Raw genomic sequence first — 12,429 nt, forward strand, 5'->3', positions numbered from 1 at the left:
CCAGTATACGACCAGTCCGCTGGCAAACCCGCCAAGCATGGACATAAAGACCCAAGGCATCCACGCAAAAATCATCTGTTGTGTGGGTTCGGTGGGCGCGGGGTTCAGTTTCTGCTGCATCCACATGGAGATGCCGAGCAGAAGCGGCAGGATTCCTATGAAGACGAGCGCCATAATTGAGCCTGTCTCGGGTCCTTCGATGGGCAACAGTCCAAACAGGTTAAGCAGCGATGTCGGGTCCGGTGCGCTCAGATCCTGGAATGGCCCGAAAAAGGCTGCATGGCGGAGTTCAATGGTGACAAAAATCACCTTGTAGAGCGAGAAAAAAATCGGAATCTGCAGAAGGATCGGCAGACACCCGGCGGCGGGATTCACCTTTTCCTTTTTGTAGAGCTCCATCATGCCCTGCTGCATTTTCTGGCGATCGTCGCCGGCCTCTTCTTTGAGCTTTTCCATCTGCGGCTGAAGCTCTTTCATCTTGGCCATGGAAACGTATGACTTATACGCCAGCGGGAACAGAACCGCCTTAATGATGAGCGTCAGGCCGATAATCGCCCAGCCCATGTTGCCAATTATCTGGTTAAGATAGTGCAGAAGCCAGAAGATCGGTTTGGTCAGAAAGAAGAACCAGCCCCAGTCGATACTGTCGATGAAACGGTCAACGCCCGCCGTCTGATAGTTACGTATGGTTTCCCATTCCTTGGCACCTGCAAAAAGCTCGCTGGTCGAGGAAACTGTAGTACCGGGTGCGACGGTCTGCACGGGCAGGACAACCTCGGTTTGATAGATGTCACGACGCTCATCGTATTTTGCAACCGATTTGAACGCGCTGCCGGGCGCAGGAATGAGGGTGGACATCCAGAAATGATCGGTGAAACCGATCCATCCGTTCTGCTGAACCTGAACGACTTCAGCACGGGCACCCTCGCGTTCGGAATACTCAAAATCCGGCATATCGGACCAGTCGATTTCTGACAGTTCGCCGTCGGCCATGGCGACCGCACCTTCGTGCAGAATGAAGAAGTTCATCAGGTCTGCGGGCTCTCCGTGGCGGGCCAGAATGCCGTAGGGAGCCATGTTGACCGGGCTGTCGCCGGTATTTGCGACGGCCTGAGTGATCGTAAACATGTAGTCTTCGTCAATCTCGACAGTGCGCGTGAATGTCAGTCCCGCGCCGTTGTCCCACGTGAGTGTAACGGGTGCACCGACAGAAAGTGTATCGCCACCGGAAAGGTCCCAGAGTGTGTTCGGCCCGGGAACCGCGGCGGGATCGACGCCTGAACCGGCAGCCCAGCCGTAAAGGGCGTAATACGCATTTGCACCACCAACCGGTGAAAGCATTGTGACAATTTCAGCGTCTTCGTCCTGAGTTTCGCGATAGTCTTTCAGCGACAGATCGTCGATGCGACCACCGAGCAGAGAAATTGACCCGCTCAGCCGGTCAGTTTCGACAGGCACGCGCGGCGCTTCACTGAGGGTTTCTTCACGTGTCACCGCATCGGCAGGAACGGCCTGACTGGTCCCGGCGGGGGCCGAGGGTACCGTCGCCGTCGATGTTTCAGGCGTCAGCGTGCCGGCGGTTTCCGGATCAACCGGAGCAGGCGGCTCGGGCGGAGGAAACAGAACGAACCATACCAGAATCACAAGGAAACTGAGCGCTGTTGCCAGAATGAGGTTCTTGTTCTGATCGTCCATAGGGACTGCCACCTGATCTCATTGATATCAGCGTGGTTCAACAGAGTACGGGCCCAAAGGTCAAGCGGATTCCGGTCACGAATCGTCATCGCTATCGGCGCGAAAGGTCAAACTCCCGGCAAATGCGCCTGCTGCACCTGCGTACCGGTCAACCGGAGCGATTTCCGAGGATGCGCGGCGCGTCGCCCAGTTTCGCGGTGTGGGCAGAAATCCATTCAAGGGTCTGATCGAAGGGCATCGGCTTCCCGATTCCGAACCCCTGGACATGGTCGCACCCCAGTTGCGCCAGCAGAGCATGTTCGCCCGCACTTTCGACACCCTCCGCAAGGGTCTCAACACCGAGCCGCTCTGCCATAGTAAGAATTGCACTGACCATGCGCTGTTGTTCAGGGTCTTTATCGGATTTGATAACAAAGGAGCGGTCGATTTTTATGCGGCTTACCGCAAACCGCCGGATGGAGGCGATGGAGGCATGCCCTGTGCCAAAATCATCGAGATCAATCTGGCATCCAAGCGCATTAAGTGAGCTGATGTTGCGTGTCACCATGTCATCAGGCGCGCGCGCCACGACTGTTTCAAGAACCTCAACGGCAAGCCGGTCCGGAGAGAGATTGAAGCGGTCGAGTTCCCATTTCACTTTTTCGACAAGTCCTGGATTGTTCAGCTCCGGACCTGCAAAATTCACGCCGACACGCGGAACAGATACGCCATTGGTGTCCCAGGCCCGCAGAGCGGTGAAGGCATGATACATCATTACCTCAGCCAGGCGTTCGAGTAATCCCGCCTGTTCGATTGCCGGCAGAAACTCTGACGGGGGGATCATGCCCCGCTGCGGATGTTCCCAGCGGGCCAGGGCCTCGAATCCGGAAACCAGGCCTGTGTCTGTAGAAATCTGTGGCTGAAACCATGCGCGTATCTCGCCTTTTTCAAGGGCCAGCGTCACCTCTTCACGCAGGCCTGCCCGGGTTTCGGACTGCCGGCGCAAATCGGCGGAAAATGCCCGGATGGCGTTTGGCCCGTTACTTTTTGCTTCGGCGAGCGCGAGATCGGCAGCCTCATTCCAGGTTTCAGCGTCGCGTCTGAGCATGCGTGCACTCTGGCAAAAACCCACACAGGCTGTCACGTAAATCGCACTGCCCTCAACGGACACCGGCTCTTCTACGGCACTCTGAAGGCGCCCGGCAATCTGGATGCAACGTTCGAGGTCGAGGTGGCGCACCGGCGCGAGACAAATTTCAAACCGGAAATCGGATGTCTGCGCGATCACATCATTGTCCCGCAGTACGCAGGCAAGGCGAGAAGAGATCTTATCAAAAAGTTCTGTAGTTGCACTTTGTCCGTAGCGGTCGACAAGCACATCGCTCTCATCGATTTCGATGGCGAACAATGCCGACATCTGTCCCAGATCGCGCGCCTGTACAAATGACTGCCCGACAATAGTGCGATAGTCTTCACGCCGGATCAGACCGCGTGTTGCCGGTTTAGCAATCGATCTGGCTGTCAGTGCATTCGCACCCCCGAGAAGCATATAGACCGCCGGAAACAGCAAAGCGGCACCCATAAGTGTCGCCTCGCCGCCAATCCAGTACCCGCCGAGCAGCGCGGCCGGAAGCAGAGCAAGCATAACGGGTTTGATCATGAAGGCCGCGATCCTGCCGCGTAAGTCCAGCAGTCGTTGTGCTGTGCTGTTTGCCATGCGCCTTCCCTTCCGGACAAGCGCAGAAAAGCGCTTTGACAGCAAACTAACCGGTTGAAAGTGTTGGACGTGTTAACGCCCGGCATCCTGATCGTACAAAATTACATAAAATTGTACTTACCTAACAGATAGTCCTGCGAAATCAAAAAGTTCAGGATCAAGAAGATGCGACGGACGCGCGTTCATCAAGGCGCGAAACATCACCTGCCGGCGTCCGGGGCTGTTCGCCTCCCACTGATCAAGGATTGTTTTGACCTGCTGACGTTGCAGCCCGTCCTGGCTGCCGCAAAGATCACAGGGGATAATCGGATACCGCATTGCAGCGGCGAATTTCGCGCAATCCTCTTCAGCGACGTGGGCCAGTGGTCGGTAGAGAAAAAGATCCCCTTCCTCGTTTACCAGTTTTGGCGGCATAGTCGCCAGCCGCCCGCCGTGAAAGAGATTCATCAGGAAGGTTTCAAGAATGTCGTCCCTGTGATGGCCCAGAACGACCGCAGAACATCCTTCCTCCCGCGCAATCCGGTAGAGATTACCGCGCCGCAGACGGGAGCATAGCGCACAAAATGTACGGCCCTGCGGAATTTTATCCATAACGATGGAATACGTGTCCTGATATTCGATGCGATGCGGCACCGTCATCCGTTCCAGAAACTCGGGCAGGACCGATCCCGGGAACCCTGGTTGACCCTGATCAAGATTGCAGGCCAGCAGATCGACCGGCAGTAAACCGCGCCATTTCAGCTCATAAAGCACGGCAAGCAGTGTGTAGCTGTCTTTGCCGCCTGACAGACACACGAGCCAGCGTGCGCCGGGGTCGATCATTCCGTATTGCTCAATGGCCTCGCGCACGGACCGCACCAGCCGTTTGCGCAGTTTGCGGAATTCGGTTGTTTTGGGCGCGCCCTCAAAGAGAGGATGGATGTCGTCGGACGTGTCAAGCATGGGCGGGTTCCTGAATGCGATGACTTCTCTATACCGCCGGCGCAGCTGAACCAAAAGCCCGGGCCGTGCGTAGTATTTACAGATACAGGAGAATACCATGATCAGGCTGATGGCGGCACTGGGGTTTCTGGCGGCGCTGGCCGCCTGTACGGGCAAGCCCGCGCTGGACGATCCGAAACTTTCGGACGCGGCGTTCAACCTTGAAGAATTCTTTGACGGGCGCGTGCTTGCAAAAGGCCAGTTTCAGGATGTTTTCGGCACTGTGCGGCGACGCTTTGACGTCGAGGTGAACGGTACATGGGACGGTGAGACGCTGACCCTCGTGGAGGATTTCGTCTACGAGGATAAGTCGACCGAGCGGAGGGTCTGGACTTTGCAGAAGACAGGACCCGAGACCGGATCGCAAACATGGCGCGGCTCAGCAGACGGGGTGATCGGAGAGGCCACCGGTGAGGAGCGCGGTGACACGTTCAACTGGCAGTACCTGATTGATCTGCCAGTGCCGGAGGGCACATTGCGGGTTCGTTTCGATGACTGGATGTGGCAGCTCAGTGAAACCCGTGTGCTCAATCTCGCCTATATGAAGAAGTATGGCGTAGACATCGGCGAAGTGACCATCATCTTCGAAAAACAGCCCTGAGGCTCAGTCATCGCCGGGCACCGGATCATAGCCCGATTGCCCCCACGGGTGACATCGTGCGATCCGGCGGCAGGTCAGCCATGCGCCGCGCCATGCACCATGACGCTGCAGCGCTTCGAGTGCATAGGCGCTGCAGGTCGGCTGGTACCGGCAGTTGTGGCCGACCCAGGGGCTGCAAATCAGCCGGTAGGCGCGTACCGGCAACGCCAGAAGGCGGGCAGCCGGGCTCACCGGGCCTCGCCGTGCAGCACGTCGAGAGCCGCATTAAAATCGCGCAGAAGCTGGTCAAAGGGCAGGGTGGCCGTGGTCTCGCGCCGTCCGATCAGCACATAATCTGCGCCGTCCAGTCCGCGCTCGGGCAGGGTCAGACGCGCGATCTCGCGCAGGCGGCGCTTGGCACGGTTGCGCGCGACGGCATTGCCAACCTTCTTTGAGCAGGTAAATCCCACACGTATGCCACCGGCTTCTTCTGGCGCACGCCTGCGCATCTGCACGATAAAGCCAGGCTTTGCCGCGCGTCGGGCGCGGGCGACGCGCTGAAAATCCTGGCGTTTTGTCAGGGTCTCGACAGAACGCACAGAAACCGCCGCAGGCGCGTTCACTTCGGATGTCTGATCCGGAGAGGCGGCTTGCGGCGGTTCCATCATAACGGTACCGGCAAAAACAGCGGTATCAGGCGCTCAGAGACTTCCGCCCCTGCGCACGGCGTGCGTTCAGGATCTTGCGGCCGGCTTTTGTGGCCATGCGCGCGCGGAAGCCGTGGCGCCGTTTGCGCACGAGGTTCGAGGGTTGATAGGTGCGTTTCATCGCTCCGTCTCCAATACTGCTTCGGGCTCTGCGCGGAATCGCTTCCGCGCCTGAGGTCATCAGAAGCCTGTCTCCTAATGCCACCTCGGCCCCAAGTCAAACCCCGCACCGGCGAAATTTGCGGGTTTTTGCAATAATTACCTTTTGGAACGGGGCAGATGTTACATCCGGGGGGCGAGGGGGCTGCGGGAGCCACCAAAATGTCACGGGCCATCAAGCGCGCGTGATACCCCTGTCACCGGTCCCGCCGAGGCGTCATGTAGGTGTCAATTGCAACGCACCCGCAGAAAGGCGAAACATATGTCAGATATGACCCAGGATCCGAAACCGGGCGCGTTGCGCCATCTGCCGTTGCTGGTGATCCTTGTGGTGGCGGCAGTGGGTGCCATTACTCTGCGCGACTACCTCAGTTTTGATGCACTGCGCGATAATCGCGAGGCGCTGATCGCCTTCCGGGATGCGAATTTCTTACTGACGATGCTGGGATTTGTAGCTGCCTATATCGTCATCGTGGCCTTCTCGTTGCCCGGCGCGCTCATTGCGACGCTGACAGGCGGGTTTCTTTTCGGCACGCTGGGGGGGGCAGCGCTGAGCGTGACCGGGGCGACCGTAGGTGCTGTGATTATTTTTCTGGCAGCGCGTCACGGACTTGGTGAAAAGCTCAAAGCGCGGATGGATACCTCTCAGGGGACCGTCAGAAAGGTTAAAGAGGGCATCGACGAAAACCAGTGGTCAATGCTGTTTTTCCTGCGTCTGGTGCCGGTGGTGCCGTTCTTCGCCGCCAATCTGGTGCCGGCCTTTCTGGCTGTTCCCCCGTACCGGTTTGCGATCTCGACATTCTTCGGTATCATCCCCGGATCGCTGGTTTATTCCTCTGCTGGCGCGGGACTTGGCACAGTTTTTGAGCGGGGCGATACTCCGAACCTGGGGCTCATTTTTGAGCCGCATATCCTGCTGCCGATCCTCGGTCTGAGTGCGCTGTCACTGATGCCGGTTGTTGTTAAAGCCATAACGGGCCGGAAAACTCTGTAGATATGGACCGGATCAAAACCGACATTCTGATCATCGGCGCCGGGTCGGGCGGCTTGTCCGTTGCGGCAGGCGCCGTGCAGATGGGGGCCGATGTGACCCTTCTGGAAGGGCACAAGATGGGCGGCGATTGCCTGAACTACGGCTGTGTGCCGTCCAAGGCGCTGATTGCCAGCGGAAAAGCCGCCTGGGCACAACGGCATTCAGAGAAATACGGTGTGGCGGATGCGGCGGGAAACGCCGATTACGCCGCGGCCAAAGATCACGTTCACGGTGTGATCGCGCAGATCGAACCGGTGGACAGTCAGGAGCGGTTTGAAGGCCTGGGCGTCAGGGTGATCCGCGAATTCGGCCATTTCGTTTCTCCGACCGAAGTGCAGGCCGGTGACACTGTCATCACCGCACGCCGGATTATTATTGCCACCGGCTCTTCGCCGCTGGTCCCCCCGATCCCGGGGCTTGACAAGGTGCCCTATGAAACAAACGAAACGCTCTGGGAGCTGCGCGAAAAGCCGGAACACCTGCTGATTGTAGGCGGCGGGCCGATCGGGATGGAAATGGCTCAGGCGCATATCCGGCTGGGCAGTAAGGTTACGGTGATCGAAGGCGAAAAAGCGCTGGGCAAAGACGATCCCGAGTTAGCCGCAGTGGTCCTGAATAAGCTTCGTGATGAAGGTGTGGTGATCGAAGAAGGGGCCATGGCCGACGAGATAAAAGGCAAAGCAGGCGCCATAGAGGTTGTCACCAAAGACGGGCGTTCGATCAAAGGCAGCCACCTGCTGATGGCGGTCGGCCGGCGCACGAATACAGAGAAGCTTAATCTAAAGGCCGCAGGTATTGAAACGACGAAAACCGGCGTAAAAGTGGATGCGGGTCTGCGCACCACCAACCGCAAGGTCTATGCCATCGGCGATGCGGCTGGTGGCATGCAGTTCACCCATGTCGCGGGGTATCATGCGGGCGTCATCATCCGCTCTGTGCTCTTTGCGTTGCCTTCAAAGGCGAAAACCGCGCATATCCCCCGGGTAACCTATACCGACCCGGAAATCGCTCAGGTTGGAATGACAGAAGCGCAGGCCCGCAAAGAGCACGGCAGCCGTCTGGAGGTCGTCCGGTTCGATTACGCGCATAATGACCGTGCCATTGCTGAGCGGAAAACCACCGGTTTTATCAAGGTTATGGTATGCAAGGGCCGGCCCGTGGGGGCATCGATCGTCGGCCACCAGGCGGGGGAGCTTATCAGCCTCTGGGCGCTGGCGCTGGCCAATAATCTGAAGATGAGCCAGATTGCCGCCATGGTCGCCCCCTATCCGACCATCGGTGAAGTCAACAAACGCGCCGCCGGCGCATATTTCAGCCCGCGTCTTTTTGAAAACCCGACGGTGAAAAAGATCGTGGGGCTTGTCCAGCGCTACATCCCGTGAAACGCTGAAGTATGTTCAACTCGCTCTCAGGCAGGCTGCTGATCCTCACGACCATCTTTGTGATGATCGCGGAGGTGCTGATCTTTGTGCCCTCGATAGCGCGGTTCAGAGAAGACTACATGATGAACCGGCTTGAGCGTGCGCAGATCGCCTCGCTGGCGTTGCTGGCAGACGATATGATCGAAAGCGAGCTTGAGGCGGAGCTTCTGGAGAACGCCGGTGTCTTCAACGTGGTGCTGCGCCGGGATTCCGCCCGGCAGCTTATACTTTCGTCTGATATGCCACAGCCCATCGCAGCTACTTATGACATGCGCGACAATACGGCGGTGGTTCTGATCCGGGACGCTCTAATGCGTCTTGTGACAAACGAAAACGAGGTTATCAGGGTGATCGGGGCGCCGGTACGCGACGCGGGTCTGCTGATTGAAGTGACGATGGACACCCGCGGGTTGCGTGACGCAATGATCGATTATGGTATACGCATTCTGATCCTGTCGGCGGTGATTTCGGTAATCACTGCGTTTTTGCTGTTTCTTGCCATGCGGGCGCTGCTGCTCAAGCCAATCAAAGGTGTGGTGGGACAGATGCTGCATTACGCGGCCGCACCAGAGGACGCGCGCCGGATCATCGTGCCGACTGCAAGTGTCACTGAGCTGCATGAAGCAGAAGTTGCACTGCGCAAGCTGGAGACAGATCTCACGCAGGCCCTGCGCCAGAAAGAGCGGCTTGCGCAACTGGGCAGTGCGGTGAGTAAAATCAGCCATGACCTGCGGAATATTCTGACCTCGGCACAGCTTTTCACCGACCGCATCGAAATGAGCGAAGACCCCACCGTCAAACGCATGGCGCCTAAACTGGTAAGTTCAATCACGCGTGCCGTACATCTGTGCGAGAGCACGCTTGCTTTCGGAAAGGCGGAAGAGCCGAGCCCGACCCTGACGCTGGTGTCCCTTGCGCAGGTGGTGGACGAAGTGATTGAGGGCGAGCGCCTCGCCGCAGAGGGCACGGGCATCACATTTTCGTCTGACGTGCCGGGTGATCTGATGGTGCGAGCAGACCCGGAACAGCTTTACCGGGTACTGGCAAATCTGGTGCGCAATGCGCGTCAGGCTCTGGTGACATCGGGTGAAGACGGCAAGGTCGAAGTCGTCGGCTACGAGGATATGTCAGCCTGGTGGATTGAGGTGACGGATACCGGACCAGGCCTGCCAGCCAATGCCCGCGAGCATCTTTTTGCGCCGTTTCAGGGCAGCGCCAGCAAGGGTGGATCAGGTCTTGGCCTCGCGATTTCTGCCGAACTGGTACGCGGGCACGGCGGTACACTGGAGCTTGCATCCTCTGATGAGTTTGGCACCCGGTTTGTAATCTGTCTGCCAAAAGGCGACGGCACCCTTGCCGGAGAAAAGGCGCAGATCTCCGGGGCCGCAGCCCGCGCATAAAACCCGGCGCAGAGGGCGGGCAGGGCCTGTCCTGCGTCCTGCCGGAAAATTCGACGATTTGGCTTGCATCATCCGCCGCTCAGCACTAAACCCCGGCGGCAGTGGACCGATAGCTCAGCTGGATAGAGTACCTGACTACGAATCAGGGGGTCGGGGGTTCGAATCCTCCTCGGTCCGCCACTTTAACCACTTAAGTAATTGATTTTATTTATTTATATCGATAGTTGTGATTTTTGTTCCCCCAATAGTTCCCACACCTCAAGTTGGAAGTTCCAGGAATTCATTGGAACAATCTGGCCTCTAGAACTTTTGCAGTATCTGTGGTCGCAAGACTGAAGTCGGATTTTTTCTGAAGTAGTCTTCAGCATTGCCGTATTTCGGACTGTTGTTCCCTTCAGTTTGGTGCCGTGTGATATGGGTCGCAGCCTATCCCGCTGCGTTCTTACTTGAAATTTGCCTGAGTGGGCCGGGTTTCGCACTCACGCAATCCGGTCGGTTTTGATTTCTCATCCCGTAAGGAGTACGCTCCGGAGCAAGGCTATATCGAAGTGTTCGGGGGGGGGCGATGACCGAGCAGATCTCCGAATTCCTCTCGTCTCTGGATTTGTCGCAGCACGTAACGGCATTCGTCGAGAACGATGTCGACATGGAATTGCTGCCGACGTTGAGCGATGCGGACCTACGCGAGCTCGGTGTCGACAAGCTTGGTCACCGCAAGCGGATACTTGCAGCGGCAGCTGCGCTGGGGAGCGTGGAGGAACCGGCAAACAGCACGTCTGCCCGCGCTCAACGACGGCTTCTGACGCTCATGTTCGTCGATCTCGTCGGTTCGACAGCATTGTCGACCCGGTTGAGCCTCGAGGGCTACCGCGAGATGATCCGGGACTTCCAGGATGCAGTCATCGAGGGCGTAGAGAGTTACGGCGGCTTCGTCGCGAAGTTTCTTGGTGACGGAGTACTGGCCTATTTCGGCTATCCGCAGAGCCACGAGGATGACGCGGAACGCGCGGTTCAGGCCGGGTTGTCTGTGGTCAGGCAAATCGGTGAATTGACGGTGCCTGAAGGCGCTGATCGCCTGGAGGTGCGTATCGGGATAGAGACCGGTCTCGTCGTTGTGGGCGAAATCGTCGGACGGGGGGGCGCGCAGGAACATTCGGCGCTGGGATCGACACCGAACCTCGCCGCACGACTGCAGTCGGTCGCGGAACCGGGCAGCGTCGTCGTCGGTCCGGCGTGCCGCAGACTATCGGATGGCGCGGCGGAGTTTGAAACACTTGGTCCGCACGTCTTCAAAGGATTTGATGATCCGGTGCCGGTTTGGCGTGTGGTCAGGTTTTCCGGATCGTATGATCGCCTTGAGCGCCGACAGGGTGATCTGGCACCTCTGATCGGACGGGAGCATGAGATCGGCGCTCTGGAAGCGGCTCTGTCCCGGGCCCGGCTGGGCGCTCTGGGCACCATCAACGTGATCGGTGAACCCGGCATCGGCAAGTCCCGCTTGCTCCGCGAGTTCATCAAGCGGCACGGCGATGCGTTTACGCTCCTGATCGGCCAATGTAGCCCGCATGCCAGTACGACAGCGTTCCACCTGTTCATCGACCTGCTGCGGCGCTTTCGCGATACTGTCGTTGCCGAGGGCGGATTACTTGAAGAGCGGTTGGTCGAGGCGGGCCTTGATCGTGACCGCCACATTCCGTATTTGAGCCGACTGATGGAGCTGCAAGCCTCCATACCGGGCGTCGATCCCGACCTGATAGGCTCACGCACCCGCGAAGCGCTTTCTGAGTTCATCATTATACAGGGGCGTCTCAAGCCCACCGTCCTGCACCTGAACGACCTGCACTGGATCGACGAACGCTCGAGCAACTTTCTGGATGCTTTGGTGCGCGATGCGCGCAGACGCGGCGTGCTGATCGTCGCGACCTTTCGCCCCGATTATTCCGCGCCGTGGGGGGATGCGCCGGGCGTCGAGGCGTTGGTTCTAGAACCCTTGTCGTCGGCTGAGGCGGTACAGCTCTTTCGCGATCATCTGGCCGATCAGGACGCGCTCGCCGATATGATGCCCTTCATCGAGCGTGCCGGCGGTAATCCTCTGTTCATCGAGGAGATTGCTCGGCACTTCAGCTATGAACCTTCGGATGGGCCAATCCCGGACAGTTCGGGCATTCCCGAGACCCTTGCGGGGCTGCTGATGCAACGCGTTGACAGGCTCTCTCCGGATGTGCGCCGGTTGGTGGAGCGTGCGTCGGTCATCGGGCGAGAGTTCGACACCCGCCTACTTGGGGGCACGGCCGCGCGACACATGGCCGAGTTGGAGCGGAGCGGCATCGTGCAGGCCCTGGCCGAGCAGCCGGACCGCTTCAACTTTCAACATACCCTGGTTCAGCAGGTCATCTATGAAAGCCTTCTGTCCGAGGACCGCCGCAGACTGCATGGAGACGTGGTACGGCGTCTGGAGGATCTTTACGCAGGGCGGGAAGTCGAAGTCGCCGAGTTTCTGGCGCAGCAATCTGAGGCCGCCGGGAACGCGATGGGGACCGCCAGATATGCGCTTATGGCCGGGAACAAGGCGCTGGACTTGTTCGCTTTGCGAGACGCGCAGGGCTGGTATCAAAAATGCATAGATTTGACTGGCCCTGCCGGTGAGGTCGACGACATTTTGCTCTTGGCGCGCGCGGCGGTAAACCAGGTACAGATACTGTGCTGGAACGGCGACTTTCCGGCGATGACGGAACTGGCGCAAAGCCATCTTTCGAG

At 58.5% G+C, this 12,429-nt stretch carries 11 protein-coding genes and 1 tRNA gene; 6 read left to right on the forward strand and 6 right to left on the reverse strand.

The window, feature by feature from the left end; genetic code table 11:
* The 3 genes from yidC to ttcA form a co-directional block, all read right to left on the reverse strand.
* On the reverse strand, positions 1-1,695 hold a 1,695-nt coding region (gene yidC / locus Q0M35_RS12985; RefSeq protein WP_295315957.1), incomplete at its 3' end, for a membrane protein insertase YidC.
* 148 nt (positions 1,696-1,843) lie between these two features.
* Positions 1,844-3,391, reverse strand: a complete 1,548-nt coding sequence (locus tag Q0M35_RS12990) for a GGDEF domain-containing phosphodiesterase (protein WP_295315960.1) — start codon at positions 3,389-3,391, stop codon at positions 1,844-1,846.
* 117 nt (positions 3,392-3,508) lie between these two features.
* Positions 3,509-4,333, reverse strand: a complete 825-nt coding sequence (gene ttcA / locus Q0M35_RS12995; protein ID WP_295315963.1) for a tRNA 2-thiocytidine(32) synthetase TtcA — start codon at positions 4,331-4,333, stop codon at positions 3,509-3,511.
* 97 nt (positions 4,334-4,430) lie between these two features.
* On the opposite strand from ttcA, the gene Q0M35_RS13000 reads away from it, so the two are divergent.
* A complete protein-coding gene (locus Q0M35_RS13000) occupies positions 4,431-4,973 on the forward strand; it encodes a DUF3833 domain-containing protein (protein WP_295315965.1) in 543 nt (180 codons plus the stop codon).
* A 3-nt stretch (positions 4,974-4,976) separates the two neighbouring features.
* Here Q0M35_RS13000 and yidD read toward each other — a convergent pair whose 3' ends face one another.
* From yidD to rpmH, 3 genes are read right to left on the reverse strand one after another with little or no spacing between them, the layout of a single operon-like run.
* A complete protein-coding gene (gene yidD / locus Q0M35_RS13005) occupies positions 4,977-5,204 on the reverse strand; it encodes a membrane protein insertion efficiency factor YidD (RefSeq protein ID WP_295315968.1) in 228 nt (75 codons plus the stop codon).
* A complete protein-coding gene (gene rnpA / locus Q0M35_RS13010) occupies positions 5,201-5,617 on the reverse strand; it encodes a ribonuclease P protein component (RefSeq protein ID WP_295315970.1) in 417 nt (138 codons plus the stop codon). The genes yidD and rnpA overlap by 4 nt, the downstream gene beginning before the upstream one ends.
* A 28-nt stretch (positions 5,618-5,645) precedes the next feature.
* Positions 5,646-5,780, reverse strand: a complete 135-nt coding sequence (rpmH, locus tag Q0M35_RS13015; RefSeq protein WP_108800938.1) for a 50S ribosomal protein L34 — start codon at positions 5,778-5,780, stop codon at positions 5,646-5,648.
* A 300-nt stretch (positions 5,781-6,080) separates the two neighbouring features.
* Between rpmH and Q0M35_RS13020 the strand changes: the two genes are divergently transcribed.
* The 5 genes from Q0M35_RS13020 to Q0M35_RS13040 all read left to right on the forward strand — a co-directional run.
* Positions 6,081-6,812, forward strand: coding sequence for a VTT domain-containing protein (locus Q0M35_RS13020; protein ID WP_295315974.1), 732 nt, complete (start codon positions 6,081-6,083; stop codon positions 6,810-6,812).
* Between the two features lie 2 nt (positions 6,813-6,814).
* Entirely contained in the window at positions 6,815-8,233 is a 1,419-nt protein-coding gene (locus Q0M35_RS13025; RefSeq protein ID WP_295315976.1) for an FAD-dependent oxidoreductase, read from the forward strand.
* 11 nt (positions 8,234-8,244) lie between these two features.
* A complete protein-coding gene (locus Q0M35_RS13030; RefSeq protein WP_295315978.1) occupies positions 8,245-9,672 on the forward strand; it encodes a HAMP domain-containing sensor histidine kinase in 1,428 nt (475 codons plus the stop codon).
* Positions 9,673-9,775: 103 nt separating this feature from the next.
* Positions 9,776-9,852 (forward strand) — tRNA-Arg (locus Q0M35_RS13035).
* Positions 9,853-10,237: 385 nt separating this feature from the next.
* The coding region (locus Q0M35_RS13040; RefSeq protein WP_295315980.1) for an AAA family ATPase at positions 10,238-12,429 on the forward strand (2,192 nt) is incomplete at its 3' end.

The sequence above is a fragment of the Roseobacter sp. genome, assembly GCF_024639605.1.
Lineage (GTDB): Bacteria > Pseudomonadota > Alphaproteobacteria > Rhodobacterales > Rhodobacteraceae > Roseobacter.

Excerpts from the sequence above, each read along its gene's own strand:
- Q0M35_RS12990 (WP_295315960.1), bottom strand. The coding sequence starts at position 3,391 with ATGGCAAACAGCACAGCACAACGACTGCTGGACTTACGCGGCAGGATC.
- ttcA (WP_295315963.1), bottom strand. The coding sequence starts at position 4,333 with ATGCTTGACACGTCCGACGACATCCATCCTCTCTTTGAGGGCGCGCCC.
- Q0M35_RS13000 (WP_295315965.1), top strand. The coding sequence starts at position 4,431 with ATGATCAGGCTGATGGCGGCACTGGGGTTTCTGGCGGCGCTGGCCGCC.
- rnpA (WP_295315970.1), bottom strand. The coding sequence starts at position 5,617 with ATGGAACCGCCGCAAGCCGCCTCTCCGGATCAGACATCCGAAGTGAAC.
- rpmH (WP_108800938.1), bottom strand. The coding sequence starts at position 5,780 with ATGAAACGCACCTATCAACCCTCGAACCTCGTGCGCAAACGGCGCCAC.
- Q0M35_RS13020 (WP_295315974.1), top strand. The coding sequence starts at position 6,081 with ATGTCAGATATGACCCAGGATCCGAAACCGGGCGCGTTGCGCCATCTG.
- Q0M35_RS13025 (WP_295315976.1), top strand. The coding sequence starts at position 6,815 with ATGGACCGGATCAAAACCGACATTCTGATCATCGGCGCCGGGTCGGGC.
- Q0M35_RS13030 (WP_295315978.1), top strand. The coding sequence starts at position 8,245 with ATGTTCAACTCGCTCTCAGGCAGGCTGCTGATCCTCACGACCATCTTT.